This window comes from Pseudacidovorax sp. DMC4 (genome assembly GCF_056314265.1).
Genome location: NZ_JBQUYR010000009.1, coordinates 118,464 through 139,338, shown reverse-complemented (window position 1 = coordinate 139,338; position 20,875 = coordinate 118,464). Strand labels below are relative to the sequence as shown.

Annotated in this window: 21 protein-coding genes; 7 read left to right on the top strand and 14 right to left on the bottom strand. The window is 71.0% G+C overall.

Going from position 1 to position 20,875, the window contains the following annotated elements:
* Positions 1-21 precede the first annotated feature (21 nt).
* Genes ACT54X_RS18100 through ACT54X_RS18075 form a run of 6 tightly spaced genes read right to left on the bottom strand, consistent with a single transcriptional unit; the run spans position 22 to position 5,745 of the window.
* Positions 22-843, bottom strand: a complete 822-nt coding sequence (locus ACT54X_RS18100) for an alpha/beta fold hydrolase (protein ID WP_476347666.1) — start codon at positions 841-843, stop codon at positions 22-24.
* Positions 844-897: 54 nt separating this feature from the next.
* Entirely contained in the window at positions 898-2,481 is a 1,584-nt protein-coding gene (locus ACT54X_RS18095; RefSeq protein WP_294372675.1) for an MFS transporter, read from the bottom strand.
* A complete protein-coding gene (locus ACT54X_RS18090; RefSeq protein WP_294372673.1) occupies positions 2,474-2,869 on the bottom strand; it encodes a DoxX family protein in 396 nt (131 codons plus the stop codon). Before ACT54X_RS18090 ends, ACT54X_RS18095 begins: the two co-directional genes overlap by 8 nt.
* Positions 2,869-4,761, bottom strand: coding sequence for an amidohydrolase (locus ACT54X_RS18085; protein WP_476347665.1), 1,893 nt, complete (start codon positions 4,759-4,761; stop codon positions 2,869-2,871). The genes ACT54X_RS18090 and ACT54X_RS18085 overlap by 1 nt, the downstream gene beginning before the upstream one ends.
* A gap of 41 nt (positions 4,762-4,802) precedes the next feature.
* Positions 4,803-5,075, bottom strand: a complete 273-nt coding sequence (locus ACT54X_RS18080) for a DUF1427 family protein (protein ID WP_476347664.1) — start codon at positions 5,073-5,075, stop codon at positions 4,803-4,805.
* Between the two features lie 16 nt (positions 5,076-5,091).
* Positions 5,092-5,745, bottom strand: a complete 654-nt coding sequence (locus ACT54X_RS18075) for a hydrolase (protein ID WP_294372665.1) — start codon at positions 5,743-5,745, stop codon at positions 5,092-5,094.
* A 313-nt stretch (positions 5,746-6,058) separates the two neighbouring features.
* Between ACT54X_RS18075 and ACT54X_RS18070 the strand changes: the two genes are divergently transcribed.
* Positions 6,059-6,967, top strand: coding sequence for a LysR family transcriptional regulator (locus ACT54X_RS18070; RefSeq protein ID WP_294372662.1), 909 nt, complete (start codon positions 6,059-6,061; stop codon positions 6,965-6,967).
* 108 nt (positions 6,968-7,075) lie between these two features.
* On the top strand, positions 7,076-7,666 hold the full coding sequence (locus tag ACT54X_RS18065; RefSeq protein ID WP_294372659.1) for an NADPH-dependent FMN reductase: 591 nt from the start codon (positions 7,076-7,078) through the stop codon (positions 7,664-7,666).
* Between the two features lie 47 nt (positions 7,667-7,713).
* On the opposite strand, the gene ACT54X_RS18060 is transcribed toward ACT54X_RS18065, so the two are convergent.
* The 7 genes from ACT54X_RS18060 to ACT54X_RS18030 all read right to left on the bottom strand — a co-directional run bounded on the left by ACT54X_RS18060 (position 7,714) and on the right by ACT54X_RS18030 (position 14,232).
* Positions 7,714-9,252, bottom strand: coding sequence for an ABC transporter permease/substrate-binding protein (locus ACT54X_RS18060; RefSeq protein WP_476347663.1), 1,539 nt, complete (start codon positions 9,250-9,252; stop codon positions 7,714-7,716).
* 149 nt (positions 9,253-9,401) lie between these two features.
* A complete protein-coding gene (locus ACT54X_RS18055) occupies positions 9,402-10,217 on the bottom strand; it encodes an aldolase/citrate lyase family protein (protein ID WP_294372652.1) in 816 nt (271 codons plus the stop codon).
* An 8-nt stretch (positions 10,218-10,225) separates the two neighbouring features.
* Positions 10,226-11,044, bottom strand: coding sequence for a 2-oxo-hept-4-ene-1,7-dioate hydratase (hpaH, locus tag ACT54X_RS18050; RefSeq protein WP_294372650.1), 819 nt, complete (start codon positions 11,042-11,044; stop codon positions 10,226-10,228).
* Entirely contained in the window at positions 11,041-11,916 is an 876-nt protein-coding gene (locus ACT54X_RS18045; RefSeq protein ID WP_476347662.1) for a fumarylacetoacetate hydrolase family protein, read from the bottom strand. The genes hpaH and ACT54X_RS18045 overlap by 4 nt, the downstream gene beginning before the upstream one ends.
* Positions 11,913-12,815 (bottom strand): amidohydrolase family protein, encoded by a 903-nt coding sequence (locus tag ACT54X_RS18040; RefSeq protein ID WP_294372644.1) that lies wholly within the window; start codon positions 12,813-12,815, stop codon positions 11,913-11,915. The genes ACT54X_RS18045 and ACT54X_RS18040 overlap by 4 nt, the downstream gene beginning before the upstream one ends.
* A gap of 17 nt (positions 12,816-12,832) precedes the next feature.
* The gene (locus ACT54X_RS18035; RefSeq protein WP_294372641.1) at positions 12,833-13,240 is read right to left on the bottom strand and encodes a RidA family protein; all 408 of its coding nucleotides are present in this window, start codon (positions 13,238-13,240) and stop codon (positions 12,833-12,835) included.
* A complete protein-coding gene (locus ACT54X_RS18030) occupies positions 13,237-14,232 on the bottom strand; it encodes a Bug family tripartite tricarboxylate transporter substrate binding protein (protein ID WP_294372638.1) in 996 nt (331 codons plus the stop codon). Before ACT54X_RS18030 ends, ACT54X_RS18035 begins: the two co-directional genes overlap by 4 nt.
* A 154-nt stretch (positions 14,233-14,386) precedes the next feature.
* Here ACT54X_RS18030 and ACT54X_RS18025 point away from each other — a divergent pair, with 154 nt between their 5' ends.
* The 5 genes from ACT54X_RS18025 (at position 14,387) to ACT54X_RS18005 (ending at position 19,474) form a co-directional block, all read left to right on the top strand.
* Positions 14,387-15,004 carry a flavin reductase family protein gene (locus ACT54X_RS18025; RefSeq protein WP_294372634.1) on the top strand — a complete coding sequence of 206 codons (618 nt, stop codon included), beginning with the start codon at positions 14,387-14,389 and terminating at the stop codon, positions 15,002-15,004.
* Positions 15,005-15,020: 16 nt separating this feature from the next.
* Entirely contained in the window at positions 15,021-15,824 is an 804-nt protein-coding gene (locus ACT54X_RS18020; protein WP_294372631.1) for an IclR family transcriptional regulator, read from the top strand.
* A gap of 172 nt (positions 15,825-15,996) precedes the next feature.
* Positions 15,997-17,076 carry a purine-nucleoside phosphorylase gene (locus tag ACT54X_RS18015; protein WP_294372628.1) on the top strand — a complete coding sequence of 360 codons (1,080 nt, stop codon included), beginning with the start codon at positions 15,997-15,999 and terminating at the stop codon, positions 17,074-17,076.
* Positions 17,077-17,113: 37 nt separating this feature from the next.
* The gene (locus ACT54X_RS18010) at positions 17,114-18,028 is read left to right on the top strand and encodes a LysR family transcriptional regulator (RefSeq protein WP_294372623.1); all 915 of its coding nucleotides are present in this window, start codon (positions 17,114-17,116) and stop codon (positions 18,026-18,028) included.
* 303 nt (positions 18,029-18,331) lie between these two features.
* Positions 18,332-19,474, top strand: coding sequence for an ROK family protein (locus tag ACT54X_RS18005; RefSeq protein WP_294372620.1), 1,143 nt, complete (start codon positions 18,332-18,334; stop codon positions 19,472-19,474).
* A gap of 4 nt (positions 19,475-19,478) precedes the next feature.
* On the opposite strand, the gene ACT54X_RS18000 is transcribed toward ACT54X_RS18005, so the two are convergent.
* Positions 19,479-20,852 carry a phospholipase D-like domain-containing protein gene (locus ACT54X_RS18000; protein WP_294372617.1) on the bottom strand — a complete coding sequence of 458 codons (1,374 nt, stop codon included), beginning with the start codon at positions 20,850-20,852 and terminating at the stop codon, positions 19,479-19,481.
* Between the last annotated feature and the right edge of the window lie 23 nt (positions 20,853-20,875).

The following is a 20,875-nucleotide window of genomic DNA, read 5'->3' as shown; positions in this document are numbered from 1 at the left end:
CGCCGCTGGCCGCCGCCGCGATCAGCCTTCGATCAGCGCGAGCAGGTCGGCGTTGACCTGGTCCTTGTGCGTGGTGCAGGTGGCGTGGGGCGCACCGGGGTAGACCTTGAGCGTCGCGCCCTTGATCATCTGCGCGGCCAGCTTGCCCGTGCCCTCGATGGGCACCACCTGGTCGTCGTCGCCATGGATGAGCAGCGTGGGCACGTCGATCTTCGCCATGTCGGCGCGGAAGTCGGTGCCGGAAAAGGCCGTCACGCAGTCCAGCGTGCCCTTGATCGATGCCTGCAGCGCGATCTGCAGCGTCTGCTTGAAGATGCCCTGCGACACCTTGGCCCCCGGCCGATTGGTGCCGTAGAAGATGGTGCTGAAGTCGTCCAGGAACTGCGGCCGGTCCGCCAGCAGCCCTGCGCGCAGGCCTTCGAACATGGCGGGCTCGGGTCCCTCCGGATGGTCCGCCGTCTTGACGAACAGCGGCGTCACCGCGCTGACCAGCGCCAGCCGGGCCACGCGGCGGCTGCCATGCCGGGCGATGTAGCGCGTCACGTCGCCCCCGCCCATCGAGAAGCCCACCAGCACCACGTCCTTCAGGTCCAGCGCCTCGATCAGCTGCGCGATGTCGTCGGCGAAGGTGTCGTAGTCGTAGCCGGTCCACGGCTGGCCCGAGCGGCCGAAGCCGCGGCGGTCGAAGGCGACGGTGCGGTAGCCGCGCTCGGCGAAGAACATCATCTGGGCGTCCCACATGTCGGCGCTCAGGGGCCAGCCGTGGCTGAACAGGATGGGCTGGCCGCTGCCCCAGTCCTTGTAGTAGAGGTCGGTTCCGTCGCGCAGGGTGAGGAAGCTCATGCAAATCTCCAGGGTTGAGGAAGACAGGGAAGGGAAGGAAAAGCGGCTTGACGTTCAGAGCGCCAGGAAGTGGTGGACCTCGGGCTGCCCCGGGCCGATGTGGTAGCGGACCACTTCGCCCTGCAGGTCCGCATCGGCCTGGGACACGCGGTGGTGCTGGCGCAGGTGCTCCGCCCAGGACTCGACCATGAACCATTCGACGATGCGCTGCGGATCGGCCGTGTGCTCGTGCAGGCCCCAGGCATAGGCCCCGTCGCGCCGGCGCTCGGGGGCCAGGCGCCGCACGGCGGCCAGGAAGGCGGGGCGGTCTTCCGCACGGATGCGGTACTCGATCTGGATCATCACGGGGCCGCGGTCATGGGCCACGGGCTCGGCCAGCAACGGCTCCGGCCAGTGGCGCGAGGCCTGCAGGTCCGCGTCGCCCGCGGGCAGGCGTACGCGGTGGAAGAGCAGGGCCACCACCAGCAGGCCCAGCGCAGCGGCGGCAAGCGCGCCCCGCACGCCGATCTGCTGCGCCACCAGCCCCCAGCCCAGGCTGCCCGCGGCCATGGCACCGTTGAACACCGTCAGGTAGACGGCGAGGCCGCGGCCACGGACCCAGTTGGGCAGCACGGCCTGGGCCACGCCGTTGAGCGTGGTCAGGGCAGTGATCCAGCCCACGCCCAGCACCAGTAGCAGCAACACGGCCAGCCACTGGGGCGGGGCCAGCACCAGCGCGCCGAGCACCACCGCCGTGAGCACCGAGGCCATCAGCACCAGTCCGTCCGCATTCAGCCGTCCGCGCAGCCGCGGCATCACGAGCGCACCGACGATGGCGCCTGCGCCCACGGCGCCCATCAGCACGCCGTAGAAGCCGGCCGTTCCCTTCAGCATCTGGCGTGCGACCAGGGGCAACAGCGCCCAGGCCGCGCTCGCGAACAGGAAGAAGACCGCCGCCCGCACCAGCACCACGTGCAGTTCGCGGCTGGCGCGTGCATAGCGCAGGCCGGCGCGGAAGGCGCCGAGAAAGTTCTCGGACAGGCCCTCGTCCGCCGTCGGCGCCGGGCGGCGCCACCACAGCAGCGCGGCGATGACGAAGACATAGCTCAGCACGTCCGCACCGTAGGTCATGGCCGCGCCGAAGCTGGCCAGCAGCAGGCCGCCAAGGGCCGGCCCGACGGCGCGGGCGATGTTCACGCCCAGCGAGTTGAGCGCCACCGCGTTCCTGAGCTGCGCGCGCGGCACCAGCTCGGGCACGATGGACTGCCAGGTCGGTCCCATAAGTGCCGCGCCCACGCCGCCCACGAAGGTCAGCACGATCAGCAGCTCCACCGTCAGCCCGCCGGTGCGGGAGAGCACCAGCAGCGCCGCGCTCACGCCCGCCAGCAGCAGCTGGACGGCGATGAGGAAGCGTCGGCGGTCCAGGATGTCCGACAGCACGCCGGCCGGAATGGCCAGCAGGAAGACCGGCAGTGTGGCCGCGGTCTGGATCAGCGCGACGGCCGTGGGGCTGGGCGACAGGTCGGTGACCAGCCAGCCGCTGGCCACGTCGCGCATGAAGCTGCCGATGTTGCCCAGCACCGTGGCGCACCACAGCACGGCGAACACCGGCAGGCGCAGGGGCGCGAAGCTGCCGCTCTCCTTGCCCGCCTCAGCCATGCCGCCGTTCCCGCCCGTCGAGCCAGGCCACCAGCAGGAAGCCGCCGACCAGGCCCAGGTGCTCGAAGAAGGCGTTGGCCGCCATGAAGCGTTGCGGCTGGGGCATTTCCCAGAAGCGAAGGGCGACCAGGGTGGCGCCCAGCGTGAAGGCGGCCAGCACCAGCGCGCCCAGCCAGCGCAGCCGGCCGCTGATGACCATGGCCGAGGCGCCGAGTTCGAGCACGATCACGGCCAGCGCCATCGGCGCGGCGGGCGCGATGCCGAAGTGCTGCATCTCGGCCACGGCACCGGCGAAGTCGAAGGCCTTGACCAGTCCGCCCTGCAGGTAGGCCGCGCACAGCAGCAGCAGGCAGACCGGCCTCACCCATGAAGACTGCGTCCAGGCCATCAGACTGCCCAGCAGGCGCAGCCCAGCGCGCCCCAGAAGCTCTTGAGGTCGCCCACCGGCAGCCGGCTGCCCCAGGCGCCAGCATGCGCGTGGCCGTGCACGTTGCAGGCGCTCGCGCAGCCGCAGGACGCGGCCGCCTGCCGCAGGGCGGCCTGCAGCGGTGCGCCTTCCTGCGCGCCCCAGGCGCCGTAGCCGCCATAGCGACGCACGGGCGACCAGTCGGGCATGGCGGGCGGCGGGCCGCCCTCGTCCAGCGTAGCAAATGGACCGGCGCCGTAGACGACCTTGCCGCCCACCACCGTGAGCAGCGCGCTGGTGTCGGCGATGTCGGATTCGGGGCAGGCGAAGAAGTCGCGGTCGGGCACGATCAGGTCGGCGAACTGCCCGGCCTCGATGCGGCCCTTGCGGCCTTCCTCGTTCGAGAACCAGGTGACCTTCTCGGTCCACATGCGAAGCGCGGTCTCGCGGTCGAGCAGGTTGCGCTGCGGCGTGATCTGCAGCCCGCCCACCGTGCGGCCGGTGATCAGCCATGACAGCGAGACCCAGGGGTTGTACGAGGCCACGCGGGTGGCGTCGGTGCCGGCCGAGACGTGGATGCCCTTCTCGAGCATGCGCTTGACCGGCGGCGTGGCCTCGGCCGCGGCGGCGCCGTAGCGCTCGACGAAATACTCGCCCTGGTAGGCCATGCGGTGCTGCACGGCCACGCCGCCGCCCAGCGCTGCGATGCGGTCGATGGAGCGCTCCGAGATCGTCTCGGCATGGTCGAAGAACCAGTTCAGGCCGGCCAGCGGCGTGTCGCGGTTCACCTTCTCGAACACGTCCAGCGCGCGGCTGATGGTCTCGTCGTAGGTGGCATGCAGGCGCCAGGGCCAGCGGTTCTGGGCCAGCACGCGCACCACCTCTTCCAGCTCGCCTTCCATCTCGGGGGCCATGTCGGGCCGCGGCTGGCGGAAGTCCTCGAAGTCGGCGGCCGAGAACACCAGCATCTCGCCCGCGCCGTTGTGGCGGAAGTAGTCGTCGCCCTGCTTGTACTTCGAGGACGCCGTCCAGTTCAGGAAGTCCTGCTTCTCCTGCCTGGGCTTCTGCGTGAACAGGTTGTAGGCCAGGCGGATGGTGAGCTGCCCGGCGTCCGCGAGTTGCTGGATGACCTGATAGTCCTCGGGGTAGTTCTGGAAGCCCCCGCCCGCGTCGATGGCGCCGGTCACGCCCAGGCGGTTGAGTTCGCGCATGAAGTGACGCGTGGAGTTGAGCTGGTACTCGGGTGGCAGCTTCGGCCCCTTGGCCAGCGTGGCATACAGGATGGCCGCATTGGGCTTGGCCAGCAGCAGGCCGGTGGGGTTGCCGGCGGCATCGCGCACGATCTCGCCGCCGGGCGGCGCGGGCGTGTTCTTGCCGTAGCCCACGGCCCGCAGCGCGGCCCCGTTGAGCAGGGCACGGTCGTACAGGTGCAGGATGAAGACGGGCGTATCGGGCGCGGCGGCGTTGAGCTCGTCGACGGTGGGCAGCCGCTTCTCCGCGAACTGGTGTTCGGTGAAGCCGCCGACCACACGCACCCATTGCGGTGCCGGCGTGATCGCCACCTGCTGGCGCAGCATGGCCATGGCATCGGCCAGGCTGCGCACGCCGTCCCAGCGCAACTCCAGGTTGAAGTTCAGGCCGCCGCGGATGATGTGCAGGTGGTTGTCGATCAAGCCGGGCAGCACGGCGCGGCCCTGCAGGTCGACCACGCGGGTGGCGGCACCCGCCAGGGGCAGCAGGTCCTCATTGCGGCCTACGCGCAGGAAGCGCCCGTCGCGGATGGCCACGGCCTCGGCCGTGGGATTGCCGCGGTCGAGGGTGGTGAAGCGGCCGTTGTGCAGGATGAGGTCGGGAGCGGGGGTGGCTAGGGCCATGTCGGTTCTCCGGGCGGGTTGTCGTGGTGCAGTCGGCGTGCTCAGGCCTTGTCGCGCGGCAGCGGCGCCTCCGTCTTGGCGCACTGCGGCAGTTCGCCGAACACATGCGGCTTGACCTGCTGGTGCAGCCACGACGTGGAGACGGCGTCGGGGCGGATCCAGCTGCGCACGAGCGGCGGGATCTGCTCGCCGAGCAGGATGCCCAGCAGCCCGACCAGGGCGATCACGGGCGGCGCGGGCGAGCGCACCTGGACCAGGGCATAGATCACGCCGACCAGGATGCCGACGGCCAGCGAAAGCAGGTAGGGCTTCATCGTGGTGTCCGCCGCGTCAGCCTTCGTGGGCACCGAACATGGTCTTGGCATAGGTGACGCCCAGTCCGTAGGCGCCGCCCCATTGGCGTGCGATGCCGGTGGTCAGCTCGTAGGTCTCGCCGCGTGCCCAGTCGCGCTGCAGTTCCAGCAGGTACTGCAGCGAGGTCATGGGTCGCGCGCCGGCCTGCACCATGCGCTGCATGGCGCGCTCATGGGCTTCGGCGGAGACGTCGCCGCAGGCGTCGGCGATCACGTAGACCTCGAAGCCCTGGGCCAGCGCGGACAGGGCCGGGCCGACGATGCACACGCTGGTCCACAGGCCGGCCAGCACGATGCGCGGCTTGCCGATGGCGTTCACGCGCTCGATCACGGCCGCGTCTTCCCAGGTGTTCATGGAGGTGCGGTCCAGCATCGCCTGGCCGGCAAAGGCCTCGGTGATCTCGCCGAACATGGGGCCCGAGAAGCTCTTCTCGGCCACCGTGGTCAGGATGGTCGACACGCCGAAGCCGGCCGCCGCGCGGGACATCAGCGCCGCGTTGTTGCGCAGCACGGTGGCGTCGATGGAGTGCGTGGCAAAGGCCATCTGCGACTGGAAGTCGATCAGGATCAGCGTGTGGTCCTGCGGGGAGAGCAGCGTGGCGCCGGGGGTGGGCTTGGCTTGGACGGTCATGGTCGGTTCCTGGGTTGCGGATGCAACGATGGCTGGCGAGGGGCGGATGCTCGTCGTGGCGCTCGGTGCATGTCTTGTCGATTGGTCGGGCTTTTTGGACGTTTGGCGGGTTGGCTGGCAGGGAGTGCCGGCGCGCTTCCTGCGCTATTCCATCGAAATACTTCACCAATGAGCTGCAGGCCGGATCGGGCTGCTGTTCACTTGTGGATTCGCTGGAATGGGTGAATCATCGGCGCCGCTCGCCGCGCCGTTGGCGAGTTTTTCCATCCGGAAGCATCGAAGTTTTCGATGGTCCGCGCAGCCCACGACGCCCATGCTCAAGCTCACCCTCGACGCCATCGAACTGGTCGACGCCATCGACCGCCACGGCTCCTTTGCCGCAGCCGCAGTGCGGCTGAACCGCGTGCCCTCGACCATCTCCTATGCCGTGGCCAAGCTGGAGGAGCAGCTGGGTCTGCGCCTGTTCGAGCGCCAGGGGCCGCGTGTCGAACTCAGCGCGGCGGGACGCGAGATGCTGGACGAGGGCCGCTGGCTGCTGGGCGCTGCGGCCACGCTCGAATCGCGCATGCGCCAGGTGGCCACCGGCTACGAGTCCGAGCTGCGGCTGGTGCATGACTCGCTGATTCCGACCGAGGCGCTGATGGACGACATCCGCGACTTCGAGGCGCTGCGCTGCGGCACCCGCCTGCGCCTGGGCTGCGAGGCGCTGTCGGGCAGTTGGGAGGCGCTGCGCGACGGCCGGGCCGATCTCGTCATCGCCGCGGGCGAAGGGCCGGCCGGTGGCGGCTACCAGGTGCATCCGGCCGGCACGCTGGACTTCGTCTTCTGCGTCGCGCCACAGCATCCTCTGGTGCGGGCCCAGGGGCCGCTGCGCCGAGCCGATCTGCTGGAGCACAACGCCATCGTCGTGGGCGACACGGCACGTTCGCTGTCGGACCGCACGGTGGGCCTGATGGCTGGGCAGCCGCGCATCACCGTGCCCTCGATGGCGGCCAAGATCGCCTGCCAGCGCAGCGGCCTGGGGCATGGCTTCCTGCCGCGCGCCTGCGTGGAAGCCGACCTCGCCCGCGGCAGCCTGGTGGCCCTGGAGATCGAGGAGGCCCGGCCGCCCGAAAGCTTCTTCCTGGCCTGGAAGACCGGCGCTGGCGGTCGGGCGCTGCAGTGGTGGCGCGAGCGGCTGCGACGCCCGCTCGTGCCGGCCCTGCTGCCGCGCAGCGTGTGACGCATCGATGTGGCATCGGCATGGCCTCGATATCGTCGACCGTTGCCGCGGCGTCCCGCCCGCGCCCTGTCGATCACGGATGATCGGGGCTCCCTCACAGGAGCACGCATGCCCGACAAGATCCTCGTCTTCTACGGTTCCTACCGCGCCGACCGCATGGGCATCCGCCTGGCGGACTACATCGTCGCCCAGCTCAAGGCGCGCGGCGCCGAGCCCGAACTCATCGACGCCCAGGCCGTGGGCCTGCCCATGCTGGACCGCATGTACAAGGAGCATCCCAAGGGCCAGGCGCCCGCGGCCATGGAGGCGCTGGCCGGCAAGATCCGCGACGCGGATGCCTTCGTGTTCGTCACCGGCGAATACAACTGGGGCGTGCAGCCGGGCCTGAAGAACCTCACCGACCACTTCCTGGAGGAATGGTTCTGGCGGCCCGCCGCCATCGCCAGCTATTCGGCCGGCCGCTTCTCGGGCGTACGCTCGGGCACGGCCTGGCATTCGATCCTGTCGGAGATGGGCATGGTGGTGATCTCCAGCACGCTGGCCGTGGGCCCGATCTCGCAGACGCTGGACGACAAAGGCGAGCCCACGGGGGATGCGGGCAAGTCGCTGGCGCGAGCATTCCCGCGCTGGGCGGACGACCTGGCCTGGTGGACGAATGCGGCGCGGGTGCAGCGGGCGACGCAGGCGCCGCCGTATTGAGCCGGGGCAGGGCCGGCGCGCACGGCCGGCCGGGCGCGTGGCCAAGCTCAACCGGTGGGGGCGCGGCGGCGGCGCAGCAGCGCTTCCAGTCCTTCGAACAGCAGCTCCGACATCAGTGCCAGTGCCGCGGCCGGAAGCGCGCCGGCCATCAGTAGCGCGCGGTCGTTGAGGGCCAGGCCGGTGACGATGCGCTCGCCGAATCCGCCCGCACCGATGAAGGCCGCGATGGTGGCCGTGCCCACGGCGATGGTGGTGGCGGTGCGCACACCGGCGATCAGCGTCGGCAGCGCCAGCGGCAATCGCACCAGCCGAAGGTTTTGCGCCCCGGTCATGCCCAGTGCCGTGCCGGCCTGCACGAGGCCCGCGGGCACCTCGGCCAGGCCGGTCACCGCATTGCGCATGATCGGCAGCAGCGCATAGAGCGTGAGCGCCACCAGCGCCGGCAGCGTGCCGATGGCGCCCAGCGCCGAGATCAGGATGGCCAGCAGCGCCAGCGAGGGCACCGTCTGCAGCAGGCCTGTCAGGCCCAGCACCACCGCCCGCAGGCGGACATGCGCGAACACCGCCATCGCCAGCGGCAGGCCGATCAGCAGGGCCAGGCCGACCGAGATGGCCACCAGCATCAGGTGCTGCCGCGCCAGTCGGCCCAGGTCGGGCCCGACCAGCTTGGCGATGAAGCCGCGCGCGGCGTCGGTGTCTGCGGGCTTGCCGCCGGCCAGGAAGTCGCGCGCGATGTCGGCGAAGGCGGCGCCCTGCAGCTCGGCCCGCGCGTTCATGCGGATCATGGCGGCCTCGTCGATGCGACCCTCCAGCTGCTGCAGCGCGGCCCAGGCCTGGGGCAGGCGCTGCGGCAGGTCCAGGCGATAGAGCAGCACCGCGTCGTAGCGCGGAAAGTAGCCACGGTCGTCCTGCAGCACCCTGAGGCCCAGGTGCTCGATCTTGGCGTCGGTGGTGTAGATGTCGATGACGTCCACCTGGCCGGCGCCGATGGCGTCGTAGGCCAGGCCGTGGTCCAGCCCGGTGGGCCGCTGCGGCAGGCCGTAGCGCGCGGCCACGCCGCGCCAGCCGTCGGCGCGGCCGATGAATTCATTGGTCAGGCCCAGGCGAAGCTCGGGGTGCTTCGCCAGGTCGCCCAGCGTGCGGATGCCGAGGCGTTCGGCCTCGGTGGCGCGCATGGCCAGCGCATAGCCGTCGTTGAAGCCCAGCGGCACGGCCATGCCCAGGCCCAGCGGCGCGAGCGCGGCCCGCATCGCCTCGGGCGCGAGCGGTTGCGGGCTCTTGAGGATCTCCAGCGCGATGGTGCCGGTGTACTCGGCATAGAGGTCGATGCCGCCGGAGCGCAGGGCCTCGTACACGATCGCCGTGTTGCCCAGGCCCTGACGCACCGTCGGCGCGCGCTGCAGATGGGGCGCGGCGGTCCGGGCCAGCAGCTCGGCCAGGATGTAGGACTCGGTGAAGCGCTTGGAGCCGATGCGCAGTTCGCCTTCGTCGCGTTGCTGGGCCCAGGCGGCCTGTGCGGCGAGCAAGGTCAGCAGCACGAGGGCCAGCCAGAAGCGGAGGCGGGGAGGGCGAAGGGCGGCGGTCATCCGGCCAGTATGGCCGGGCTGCGTGCCGGGCGGCTGGGACACGCCGGCCGCCCGCGCGTCGGCTGGCGCCGTCTTGCCCGCGGGCCGGGCCGTACCCCATCCGGCCGGGAGAGCGGCGCGGGCGGACGCGGGAGCCGGGGTGGTCGAGTTCAGTAAGCGCTGCGAGCAGGGCTCGCGCCAGCCTGTCGCCAGCGCGCGGCGCTCGCATCCAGCGTGCTGCGCAGCGCCACCAGGTCCAGCGCCGTGGCGACGAAGAGCGCGCCCAGCGCCAGGCACTGCCGCGCCCGGGCCTCGTCCACCATCAGGATGCCGGGCGCCTTGCCGGCCGCACGGATGCGGCGGATGGCGTCGTCGATTGCGGCATCCACCTCGGGGTGGCGCGGGTTGCCGGCGTGACCCATGCTGGCCGACAGGTCGGCCGGGCCGATGAAGACGCCGTCCACGCCCTCGACCGCGGCGATGGCCTCGATCTGGTCCAGCGCCTCGCGCGTCTCCACCTGTACCAGCACGCACAGCTCCTCATGCGCGCGGGCCACGTAGTCCGCGGTGCGGCCGAAGTTGCTCGCGCGCATGGAGCCGCCCATGCCGCGCAGGCCGGCAGGCGCATAGCGGGTGGCGGCCACGGCGGCGCGGGCCTCGTCGGCGTTCTGCACGAAGGGCAGCAGCAGGCTCTGCGCGCCCACGTCCAGGTAGCGCTTGATGAGCACGGGGTCGTTCCACGCGGGGCGCACCACCGGGGCGCAGGGCATGCAGCCGGCGGCAGGCTGGGCGGCGGCCACCGCCTGCAACTGCTGCAGCATCAGCGGCACGTCGCTGGGCGTGTGCTCGGTGTCCAGCAGCATCCAGTCGAAGCCGGCGCCGGCCACCAGTTCGCTCACGTAGGGCGAGGGCAGGGTGGACCAGACGCCGATCTGCGGCCGGCCTTCGGCCAGGGCCTTCTTGAAAGGGTTCGGGAGCAAGGCCATGGCCGTCCTCAGCTGAAGTGGCAGGCCACGCTGCCGAAGTCGCCGTAGTCGGCCACGATGGTGTCGCCCTGCGCCACATCGATGGGCCGGATGAAGGAGCCAGCCAGCACCACCTCGCCCGCGGCCAGCGTCACGCCGTGGCGATGCAGGCGGTTGGCCAGCCAGGCGATGCCGTGGCCCGGATGGTTGAGCACGCCAGCGGCCAGGCCGGTTTCTTCCACCTCGCCGTTGCGGCTGACGATGGCGCCGATGCGGCGCATGTCCACGTTGAGCTGATCGGGCTTGAAGGGCCGCCCGCCCAGCACGATGGCGGCATTGGCCGCGTTGTCGGCGATGGTGTCCAGCACGGTGCGGGTGCGGCCGGTGGCCGGGTCAACGCGCTGGATGCGCGCGTCCAGGATCTCCAGTGCCGGCACCACGTAGGCGGTGGCATCGAGCACGTCGAAGAGCGTGCAGTCGGGGCCGGCCAGCGGCTTGGCCAGCACGAAGGCCAGCTCCGCCTCGACCTTGAGCTGCAGAAACCGCCCGACGGGAATGGTGGCGCCGTCGCGGTAGAACATGTCGTCCAGCAGCACGCCGAAGTCGGGCTCGTCGATGCGCACGGCGCGCTGCATGGCCTTGGAGGTCAGGCCGATCTTGTGGCCCTTGATGGTGCGACCGGCCTGCTGCTTGAGCGTCATCCAGGCGGCCTGGATGGCATAGGCATCGTCCGTGGTCATGCCCGGATGGGCCAGCGACAGCTGGCCGCAGGGCACGCGGCTGCGCTCGGCCTCGTCGAGCCGGGCGGCGGCCTCGCGGCAGGCTTCGGGGCTGAGGGTGGTGCTCATCGCGGTTCGGCCTCCACCGTGTTGCGCAGCACGCCCACGCCGGTGACTTCGACCTCCACCACGTCGCCCGGCTGCAGGAAGCGCGGCGGGTCGAAGCGGATGCCGGCGCCGATGGGCGTGCCGGTGGCGATCACGTCGCCGGGCAGCAGCGGCGTGAAGGTCGACAGGTAATGCACCAGGTAGGCGAAGTCGAACATCAGGTGCTCCGTCGTGTCGTCCTGCCGCGTCTCTCCGTTCACGCGGGTCTGTACCCGGAGCTTGCCGAAGCCGTCGGGGTATTCGTCGGCCGTGACCAGCCAGGGGCCGATGGCGCCGGAGCGGAACCAGTTCTTGCCCTGCGTGACGTTGAACTTGGCATGGTGCACCCAGTCGCGGATGGTGCCTTCGTTGATGCAGGTGAGGCCGCCGATGTGCGCCAGCGCCGTTTCGCGCGGAATGCGCCGGCCGCCCTGGCCGATGACGATGCCGATCTCGCCTTCGTAGTCCAGCTGCTGCGACTCAGGCGGCTGCAGCAACGGCGCGCCGTGGGCGCTGAAGGAGTCGGGCACGCGCATGAAGATGCTCGGGTAGCGGGGCAGGTCGCTGCCATCCTTGTACTCGGCGTTGCGGTGCGCATAGTTGACGCCGATGCAGAAGACGCGGCGCGGCTCGCGCACGGGCAGGTCGAGCTGCACGTCGGCCAGCGCCTGGTCGGCGCTGGCGCCGGTCCAGGCCTCGCGCGCCTGCGCCATGGCGGGCGCGCCGCCTGCCAGCAGTTCGCGCACGCCGGCGATGGCGGGCAGGCGGCGGCCCAGGTCGATCACGCCCTGGCCGGACGCATCGAGCGCGCCCCAGCCGTCGCGGCCCTGGTGGGTATAGCTCAGCAGCTTCATGCGGCCACCTCCACCTCGGCGTCGAAGCCGAAGAAGGCGGCGGGGTTGTCCACCAGGATGCGGCGCAGCGTTGCCTCGTCGGGCGCGAAGCGCGTCAGCAGGTCGAGCAGCGCACCCTCGTTGGGTGGCTGCTTGAGCGAGATGGGATGCGGCCAGTCGCTGCCCCACACGCAGCGGTCCGGCGCGGCGTCGATCAGCCGGCGGGCCAGCGGCACCACGTCGTCCCACGGCTCGCCGGTGTGCGACAGCTTTTCGGACAGGGACAGCATCACCCAGAAGTTGCCGCGCTGGAACAGCTCCAGCAGGCAGCGCAGGCTGGCATCGGCCTCGCCGGCGGTGGGGTCGGCGCGGCCCATGTGGTCCACCAGCACTGGCACCTCCAGGTGGGCGAAGGCCTTCATCTGCTCCGCCACGCCCTTGGGCTCGGGCTGCACCTTCACGTACCAGCCCAGCTCGCGCACGCGGGCGAGGGCGCGGTCCATTTCGGCGGGACCGAAGCTGATGCCCAGGCCTCCGCGGGTGAAGCGGGCGCCGCGCACACCGGCGGCATGCAACTGCTGCAGGTAGGCGTCGTCGCGCTCGATCAGCACCGCCGCGTTGGCGCAGCCCATGTAGCGTCGCGGGCCGTCACCGTTGAGGCCGGCCAGCGCATCGAGCACCACCTGGTGGTCGGCGCCATAGGTGGTGGCCTGCACGATGACGCCGCGCTGGATGCCCAGCGTGGCATGCAGGCGCTGCGCCACCTGCCAGGTGGCGGTGGGCATCTCGTAGGCGGCGCCGGGGCGCACGGGGTAGCGCTCGGGCGGGCCGAAGACATGGAACTGGCTGTCGCAGGCCAGCGGAGGCAGCGGCCGGGCCGGTGCGCGCGGATGGGGGTCGAAGGGCAGGTAGTCGGGCATGGCAGCGGTCAGGCGAATCAGGCGATATAGGCGGTGAACACGCACTCGATGAGCTTGCCCATGTCGAGCTCGGGTGCGTGGATGGCATGGCGCGCCGGGCGCGTGGCGGCGTCGGGGAACATCTCCAGCCAGGGCACGTTCAGGGCCGGGCGCTGGCTGCGGTCCTTCATCCAGACGGTGACCTTGACCACGTCGGCGGTGCTGCCGCCGGCGGCCTCGACGATGCGGCGCAGGTTGTCCAGCATGTGCCGGCACTGGGCCTCGATGCCCTCGGCGATCTGGCCGGTGGCCGGGTCGGTGCCCAGCACGCTGCCGCTTTCGACCAGCGGGCCGACGCGGCAGGCGGCGGGAATCGGGTTCTTGTGGCCGAAGCCGCCCACGTAGACGGCGGTGCGGCCGGCGGGTGCGGCGCGCGTGAGCGTCATTGCGCCGTGATGTTGGCCTGCTTGATGATGGGGATCCATCGCTTGTCTTCCTTGTCGAGGAACTGGGTGAATTCGGCGGGCGTCATGGCGCGGGCCTGCGAGCCCAGCACGTTGAAGCGCTCCTGCACGGCCTTGTCGGCCAGAATCTTCTGCAGCGCCTGCGACAGCCTCTGCACGATGGCCTCGGGCGTGCCCTTGGGCGCCATCAGGCCGGTGAAGGTCTCGGTGCTGAAGTCCTTGAAGCCGGACTCCTGCAGCGTGGGCACATCGGGCAGCTGCGGCAGGCGCTGCGGCGAGGTCACGGCCAGCGGCCGCGTGCGGCCCTGCTGGATGAAGGGCTGGGCCACGGAGATCTGGTCGAAGTTGAAGTCCACTTGCCCGCCCAGCAGGTCGGTGGTGGCGGGCGCATTGCCCTTGTAGTGCACGGTGCCCCAGTGGGCGCCGCTGTCGCGCTGCAGGTATTCGCTCACCAGGTGGTTCTGCGTGCCGGCGCCGGGCGAGGCCATGGTGAGCTTGTTGCCGGACTTCTTGCCGGCCTCGATCAGCTCGCCGATGGTCTTGTAGGGCGTCGACGGATTCACCTGCAGCACCAGCGGCGTGAACGAGACCGAACTCACCGGCACGAAGTCGCGCCGCCAGTCGTAGGCATCGCGCTTGAAGATGGTGGGCGAGAACAGCAGCGGCCCGTTGGCCGTCATGAAGAAGGTGTAGCCGTCGGGCGCGGCCTTGGCGACGAACTCCCCGGCGATCAGCCCGCCCGCGCCGGGCTTGTTGTCCACCAGGAAGGGTTGCTTGAACTGGGCCTGCAGCTGGTCGCTGATGATGCGCGCGGCCCCGTCCACATTGCCGCCCGGCGGATAGGGCAGCACCAGGCGCACCGGCTTGTCGGGCCAGTTGCCCGCGGCTTGGGCCTGGGCTGCGATGGGTGAGAGGGAAAGGACGGCGCCGGCGGCAGTGGCCGCGGCCAGGCACAGGGCCTTGTATCGATGCATGGTCTTGTCTCCGTTGGGCTGCTCGGGCAGCGTTCGCAATGGCTCCACTGTAGGAAGCGATGGCACGAACCTGCAATGCGAACATCGCAGATAAGTCCATGATGTGGACTTTCCGGCTTCGCGGACTTCGAAGGCCGCGTCCACAATGCGGACCATGCAGATCGATCCCCATACCCTCACGCCCGAAGCCACCTACCGCCTGCTCAGCGGCCTGGTGGTGCCGCGGCCCATCGCGTGGATCAGCACGCTCTCGCCCACCGGCGTGGTCAACCTCGCGCCCTTCTCCTGCTTCACCTTCGTGTCGAACAAGCCGCCGCTACTGGGCGTGAACGTCGGACGCAAGGCCGGCCGGCGCAAGGACACGGCAGCCCACATCCACAGCCGCGGCGAATACGTGGTGCACATCGGCGATGCCTCGCAGCTCAACGCCATCCACGAGAGCAGCGAGGAGCACCCCGAGGACGTGAGCGAGGCTGAGTTGCTGGGCCTGGCCACGCTGCCCGGCGAGACGGTGGCCGTGCCGCGCCTGCGCGACGCCCCGGTGGCCATGGAATGCCGGCTGTCGCAGGTCATTCCCTTCGGCGAGACGGGCGCGGAGTTCATCGTCGGAGAGGTCACGCGCTTCCACCTGCGCGACGGCCTGATGAACGACGGCAAGGTCGAGACGATGGCCCTCGATCCCGTCTGCCGCATCGGCGGGCCCAACTACGCCACGCTGGGCCGCATCGTCACGCTGCGGCGCATGCAGCAGACCGAGAAGTCGGTCCTCTGATTCCCGCGCGTCGCGCATGACCGGCAGCGAAGCCGCCACCGCACCGACCACCGGCGCACAGTCCGTGCGCCGCGCCCTGGCCGTGCTGCGCATCGTGGCGGCCGGGCAGGAGCATGGCGTGCGCCTGCTCGACGTGGCCCAGGCCACCGGCCTGAACCGCGCGACGGTGCACCGGCTGCTGCAGGTGCTGGTGGAGGAGGGCGCCGTGGAGCAGGACGCCGCCACGCGCCGCTACCTGATCGGTGGCGAGGTCTCGTTGATGGGCCTGGCGCGCTCGGCCGGCTTTCCCTTGCGCGCGGTGGCCGCGCCGCATCTGCAGGCCCTGGCCGAGGCCGAAGGCGAGACCTGCTTCCTCACCATCCGCAACGGCGACGACTCGGTCTGCCTGGCGCGGCATCCGGGCAGCTATGTGATCAAGGTGCTGTCCATCGAGGTGGGGGCGCGCCGGCCGCTGGGCGTGGGCGTGAGCGGGCTGGTGCTGCTGGGCGGCCTGCCCGAGGATGAGCGGGCCGCCATCATCGAACGCAACCTGCGGCGGCTGCGGGCGCTGCGCATCGCGCCTGAGGAACTGCGGCAGCGCCTGCGGCTACTGCAGCGCCGCGGCCACGCCTATGCGCCCGTGGGCGTGGTGCCGGGCACGCGCGCGCTGGCCGTGCCGGTGCGGCATCCGGACGGCCAGATGCTCGCCGGCCTGGCCGTGACCGCCATCCGCGAACGGCTGCCGGACGAGCGGGTGCCGAAGCTGGTGCAGGCCATGGAGCGGCACGCGCGGCGCATCGGGCAGCAATGGGCGGAGCGGGAACGGGCGCGCCAGCGCTGACGGCCGTCAGTGCACGCGGTGGTCTTGCAGGTGTTCGAAGCCTTCGCACGCCCCGCGCGAAATTCGGTGCTTCCCGGCATCGGGCAGGCTGCCTAGCATCCGCACCCGCGGGCGCCTGGGCCGAACAGCCTCCGGCCCTCGACCACACCACCCCTTCGAAAGACCTTTGCCGATGTCCTCTTCCCCCCTCTCCTGGCTGCGCATGGCCGGCCTGGCCCTGGCGGCCGCGCTGGCCGCGGGCTGCGCCTCCACCCAGACGGCCGCACCGACGGCGGCGTCGACGGCGCCCATGGCCGCACCCGCGCCCACCGCTGCGGCGCCTGTGCGCGTCAAGGTCTTCGTGGCCGCCATGTTCGAGATCGGCCAGAACACGGGCGACCGCGCCGGGGAGTTCCAGCACTGGTACGAGCGCTACTGGCGCAACAGCGCGCCCGTCGCCGTGAAGGGCGCGCTGAGCCCCGTGTACTGCAATGCCGATGGCGTCTGCGGCGCGGTGCTGGGCATGGGCAAGGTCAATTCGTCCTCGTCGATGCAGGCCGTCCTGCTCGACCCGCGCTTCGATTTTTCCGAGTCGTATTACATCCTCTCGGGCGTGGCCGGCACGCCGCCCTCGCGCGGCACCATCGGCATGGTGAGCTGGGCCACCTGGCTCATCGACTACGACCTGGGCCATCGCTGGGCGCCGGAAGAGAACACGGCCGGCGCGCCCACCTTCATGCCGCGCAAGGGCTATGAGAACTACCGTCGCTTCCAGCTCAATCCCGCACTGGTGGGCTGGGCCATGAAGCTGTCGGCCGACACGCCGCTGGCCGACGACGACAAGGCCCGCGCCTACCGCCTGCGCTATCCGGACGCCGCGGCACGTCGGGCGCCTTTCGTCGGCACCGGCACGCACATGACGGGCGACACCTTCTTCCACGGGCCCGGCCTGTCGAAGGAGGCGCAGTACATCGCCAAGCTCTACGGCGCCGACGACTACGTCATCACCGAGATGGAGGCGGCTGCGATCACGCTGGTCATCAACCGCACCCACGGCACCAGCCGCGTGATGAGCCTGCGCGGCGCCGTCAACTTCGACCAGGGCAACCCGCGCGAGACCACGCTGGCCCACCTGGACCCTGCGCCGGGCGAGACGGCCGGCGGCTTTGCCGAGACGGTGCTGAACATCGAGCGTGTGGGTTCGCGCGTGGTGGACCACATCGTCGCCAACTGGCCGCAGTGGCGCGCCGGCGTGCCGCCGACGACGCCTTGATTTGGGGCCGGCGCGGGGCCGCCGCTACAGTGCCGGCATGCATGCCAGCGTCCTCAAGTACTTCGTCGAAGTGGCCCGCTGCGGCTCGGTGCGCAAGGCCTCCGAGCGGCTCTTCGTCGCGGCCAGCGCGGTCAACCGCCAGATCCTCAAGCTGGAAGAGGAGCTGGGCTGCGAACTCTTCGACCGCCTGCCCGCCGGCCTGCGCCTGAACCCGGCCGGCGAGCGCCTGCTGCGCCATGCGCAGGAGACGCTGCAGCAGTACCAGCTAGTGCGCACCGAGATCGATGCCCTGCGCGGCGAGCGCAGCGGCGAGGTCAAGGTGGCGGCCATGGATTCCTTCTTCGAAGAGCTGCTGCCCGCCACGCTGGAGGAGTTTCTCCAGATCTTTCCTGCCGCCAGGTACAGCCTGGCTGCGGTCCAGCCCATGGCGGTGCCGCCCATGTTGCTGACGGGCGAGGCCGACCTCGGCCTGTGCTTCCTGCACCGCCTGCCGGCTGGCGTCGATGTGGTCGCCCGGGCCCGGCTGCCGCTGGGCGTGGTGATGCCGCCCGGCCATCCCATGGCCGCCCTGGCCGAGGTGCCGCTGGCCGAGTGCGCCCGCTATCCCTTCCTGCGTTCGGGCACGCAGCCGGTCATCGACGCGGCGCTGTCGCCGGAGTTCGCCGCCTTCTGGGAGGCGATGACGCCCGCGGCCACCTGCAACTCGACCCCGCTGCTCAAGCGGCTGATCCGCGCGGGGCGCGGTGTCTCCTGCTTTTCGAAGATCGCCTTCATTCAGGAGCTGGCGCGGGGCGAGCTGGTGTGGCGGCCCTTCGCGCTGCCGGCGGTGAATGCCCTGCAGGTGGGCGTGCTGCTGCCCTCGCAGCGCAGTGTGCCCGGTGTGTGCCGCGACTTCGCCGAGCGCATGGCGCGGCGGCTGGCGCAGCTGGAGCGCGCCGCGAGCGCGCTGTAGCCGGCGCGCCTGCGACGCCCAGCTGGGCTCGCTCCGGCTTCAACTGAGGCTGAGGCTGAGGCTGAGGTTGAGGCTGAGGTTGAGGTTGAGGTTGAGGTTGAGGTTGCCGTTGGCGCGAGGCTTTGCTCCCTCTCCCCTCGCGCGTGAGGGCGGGGAGAGGGGCCCCAAGCAACCCCATCGCCCAGCCACAGGCTGCCTTCCTACGCCCATCGCCGCCTCCCGCCGATGCGCGTTGCCGCCGCCGCCGCCCCCTCGCACCGGCCTTTGGCCGTCAGCATCGACCCATCCACTGCCCCCACACCGATGCCCAAAAAGACCGCCGACCGCGACGCTCCCTCGTCCACCCGCAGCCGCCCGCATCACCCGCCCAGCGTGGTCGGCGCCCACCACGGCATGCTGGACCTGGCCTCGGTGCGCATCGCGGGCTACAACCTGGAGGTCAAGGACGACGAGGGCTTCATCGGAGACCGCGCCAGTCAGGGTGCGTTCCGCGACCTGCTCGACGACTGGCGCCGCCGCTGTCGCGAGCGCGGTGAGGCCGATCCCTTCGGCAAGCTGCCCTCGCGCAAGCTGAGCAAGAAGCGCATCGACAAGGCCCTGGCCGATTCGCCCAACGTGGGCGCCGACCTGGTCAATGGCGCCATCGAAGAGTTCGCCATCGGCCTCACGCAGGTCATTCAGCGCTTCATGCGGCAGAAGTCGTGGAAGGGCGTGCAGCGCATCGTGGTAGGCGGCGGATTTCCCGAAAGCGACGCGGGCGAGCGCGCGATTCTGGAGGCCGCGGCCCTGTGCCATGTGCAGGAGCTGCCGGTGCAGCTGGCCCGCCTGCGCCACGAAGTGGACGACGGCGGCTTGATCGGCTGGGTGCATCTGGCCCCGGCCCATTTCGTCGAGCATGACGACGCATTGCTGGCTCTCGACATCGGCGGCACCAACGTCCGCTGCGGCGTGGTGCGCTTCCGCCGCGACAAGGCCGAGGACCTCTCACGCGCCGACGTGGTGTGGCGCGAGAAGTGGCGGCATGCGGACGACAAGCCCAGCCGCGCCGCATTGGTCGAGCAACTGGCCCTGATGCTGGAAGAGGCCATCGCGTTCGCGCACCACAAGAAGATCAGGCTGGCACCTTTCATCGGCATCGCCTGCCCCGGACTGATCCGCGAGGACGGCACGATCGCGCGCGGCGCGCAGAACCTGCCGGGCGACTGGGCGGCCGACACCTTCCACCTGCCCACCAAGCTGCGCGAGCGGCTGCCGCTGATCCGCCACCAGCCCACGCAGGTGCTGATGCACAACGACGCGGTGGTGCAGGGCCTGTCGGAACTGCCCTTCATGCGCGACGTCAAGCGCTGGGCCGTGCTGACCATCGGCACGGGGCTGGGCAATGCGAGCTACGTGAATGCGCGGATCGACCGCGAGGCCGTGCGCAGGATCGACAAGCGGCGCTGAGCTTTCAGAGCTGGAAAGCGATGGTCAGCAGCAGGCCTTCGGCCACGTCGCGTGCGAGGCCCGGCCTGCGCGGCCGATAGGGTTGACCCGCCGCGGCCAGCGCCTCCACCCAGTCCGACAGCCACGCCACATCCTGCGGGTCGTAGAACACCGTCGCCGCTTCGTGGTTGAGCAGCAGGCTGCGCAGGTCGAGGTTGATCGAGCCGCACAAGGCCAGGTCGTCGTCCACCACGACGGCCTTGGCATGGGCCATGAAGGGCAGCATGCGGAACTGCACGCCAGCCCGCGCCAGGTCGCGCATGGCGCGGCTGCGCACGAAGTCGGCCATGCGGTGGTTGGAGCGCTGCGGGATGGCCAGCGTCACCTGCACGCCGCGCCGCGCCGCCAGCCGAAGCGCATCGCGCAGTCCGTCGCCCGGCACGAAGTAGGGCGAGACCGCCAGGATGCGGTGCTCGGCGCGGAAGCAGGCGCCGATCAGCAGCGACTGGGCCGTGTCCTCGGCCTGGTCGGGCCCGCTGGGCAGGAACTGCACCAGTCGGCCGTCGGTCACGTCCTCGATGGGCGGCACGGGGCGCGGGACTTCGTCGTCGACCGAGGCCCAGTCCTGGGCGAACTGCCGCGCCGCGGCCGCCGCGGCGTCGCCCTGCACGTCGAAGGAGAGGTCGACCCAGGGGCGCTCGCCATCGCCCTTGCCGGTGAAGTACTCGCCCGCCAGGTTGCGCCCGCCGCTCCAGAGCCACCGGTCGTCGGCGATGGTGAGCTTGCGGTGGTTGCGCAGGTTGCGCGGCCCGCCGGCCCGCAGGCGCAGCAGCGGGCGGAACACGCGGACTTCACCGCCGGCCGCGCGCAACGCGTCGAAGTAACGGCGTGGCAGCTGCAGCGCGCCAAAGCCGTCGAGCAGCACCCGCACCTGCACGCCGGCCCGGGCGCGGGCGGTGAGCCGCTCCACCACGGCCTGCCCCAGCGGGTCGCTGCCGATGATGAATGTGCACACGTCCAGCCGCCGCTCGGCGGCATCGATCACGGCCCAGAGCGCCTCGCGTGCCGCCTCGCCGTCACCGTGGAAGCGCAGAGCGCATCGGCTGGGCGGGGCCAGGCCGAAGCTGTCCAGCAGCTCGGCCGCCCAGTGGCCGGGCAGGGCGGCCCGCGCCGGCCGCGGCGGCACGGTGGGACGCAGCTTGCGCTGGCCGAACATCAGGTACGCAGGCAGCGCCATGTAGGGCATCAGCAGCATGCCCAGGACCCAGGCGATGGCGGCTGTGGGCGCCCGCTGCTCGCGTCGGCCGCGGGTGGTCAGCACGTACACGAGCAGGGCCACGGCGACGGCCAGGAAGTGCTCGGAGATGCTGGGCAGCCAGGGCGCGAAGGAGTGGAGCATGGGCCGAGCTTCGCATACCCGGC

What these genes read in the sequence shown, in the direction of transcription:
- ACT54X_RS18075 (WP_294372665.1), bottom strand. Translation starts at nt 5,745, where the DNA reads ATGACCGTCCAAGCCAAGCCCACCCCCGGCGCCACGCTGCTCTCCCCG.
- ACT54X_RS18045 (WP_476347662.1), bottom strand. Translation starts at nt 11,916, where the DNA reads ATGAAGCTGCTGAGCTATACCCACCAGGGCCGCGACGGCTGGGGCGCG.
- ACT54X_RS18090 (WP_294372673.1), bottom strand. Translation starts at nt 2,869, where the DNA reads ATGGCCTGGACGCAGTCTTCATGGGTGAGGCCGGTCTGCCTGCTGCTG.
- ACT54X_RS18020 (WP_294372631.1), top strand. Translation starts at nt 15,021, where the DNA reads ATGACCGGCAGCGAAGCCGCCACCGCACCGACCACCGGCGCACAGTCC.
- ACT54X_RS18030 (WP_294372638.1), bottom strand. Translation starts at nt 14,232, where the DNA reads ATGCATCGATACAAGGCCCTGTGCCTGGCCGCGGCCACTGCCGCCGGC.
- ACT54X_RS18065 (WP_294372659.1), top strand. Translation starts at nt 7,076, where the DNA reads ATGCCCGACAAGATCCTCGTCTTCTACGGTTCCTACCGCGCCGACCGC.
- hpaH (WP_294372650.1), bottom strand. Translation starts at nt 11,044, where the DNA reads ATGAGCACCACCCTCAGCCCCGAAGCCTGCCGCGAGGCCGCCGCCCGG.
- ACT54X_RS18095 (WP_294372675.1), bottom strand. Translation starts at nt 2,481, where the DNA reads ATGGCTGAGGCGGGCAAGGAGAGCGGCAGCTTCGCGCCCCTGCGCCTG.
- ACT54X_RS18025 (WP_294372634.1), top strand. Translation starts at nt 14,387, where the DNA reads ATGCAGATCGATCCCCATACCCTCACGCCCGAAGCCACCTACCGCCTG.
- ACT54X_RS18015 (WP_294372628.1), top strand. Translation starts at nt 15,997, where the DNA reads ATGTCCTCTTCCCCCCTCTCCTGGCTGCGCATGGCCGGCCTGGCCCTG.
- ACT54X_RS18070 (WP_294372662.1), top strand. Translation starts at nt 6,059, where the DNA reads ATGCTCAAGCTCACCCTCGACGCCATCGAACTGGTCGACGCCATCGAC.
- ACT54X_RS18060 (WP_476347663.1), bottom strand. Translation starts at nt 9,252, where the DNA reads ATGACCGCCGCCCTTCGCCCTCCCCGCCTCCGCTTCTGGCTGGCCCTC.
- ACT54X_RS18080 (WP_476347664.1), bottom strand. Translation starts at nt 5,075, where the DNA reads ATGAAGCCCTACCTGCTTTCGCTGGCCGTCGGCATCCTGGTCGGCGTG.
- ACT54X_RS18055 (WP_294372652.1), bottom strand. Translation starts at nt 10,217, where the DNA reads ATGGCCTTGCTCCCGAACCCTTTCAAGAAGGCCCTGGCCGAAGGCCGG.
- ACT54X_RS18100 (WP_476347666.1), bottom strand. Translation starts at nt 843, where the DNA reads ATGAGCTTCCTCACCCTGCGCGACGGAACCGACCTCTACTACAAGGAC.
- ACT54X_RS18040 (WP_294372644.1), bottom strand. Translation starts at nt 12,815, where the DNA reads ATGCCCGACTACCTGCCCTTCGACCCCCATCCGCGCGCACCGGCCCGG.
- ACT54X_RS18035 (WP_294372641.1), bottom strand. Translation starts at nt 13,240, where the DNA reads ATGACGCTCACGCGCGCCGCACCCGCCGGCCGCACCGCCGTCTACGTG.
- ACT54X_RS18085 (WP_476347665.1), bottom strand. Translation starts at nt 4,761, where the DNA reads ATGGCCCTAGCCACCCCCGCTCCCGACCTCATCCTGCACAACGGCCGC.
- ACT54X_RS18010 (WP_294372623.1), top strand. Translation starts at nt 17,114, where the DNA reads ATGCATGCCAGCGTCCTCAAGTACTTCGTCGAAGTGGCCCGCTGCGGC.
- ACT54X_RS18000 (WP_294372617.1), bottom strand. Translation starts at nt 20,852, where the DNA reads ATGCTCCACTCCTTCGCGCCCTGGCTGCCCAGCATCTCCGAGCACTTC.
- ACT54X_RS18005 (WP_294372620.1), top strand. Translation starts at nt 18,332, where the DNA reads ATGCCCAAAAAGACCGCCGACCGCGACGCTCCCTCGTCCACCCGCAGC.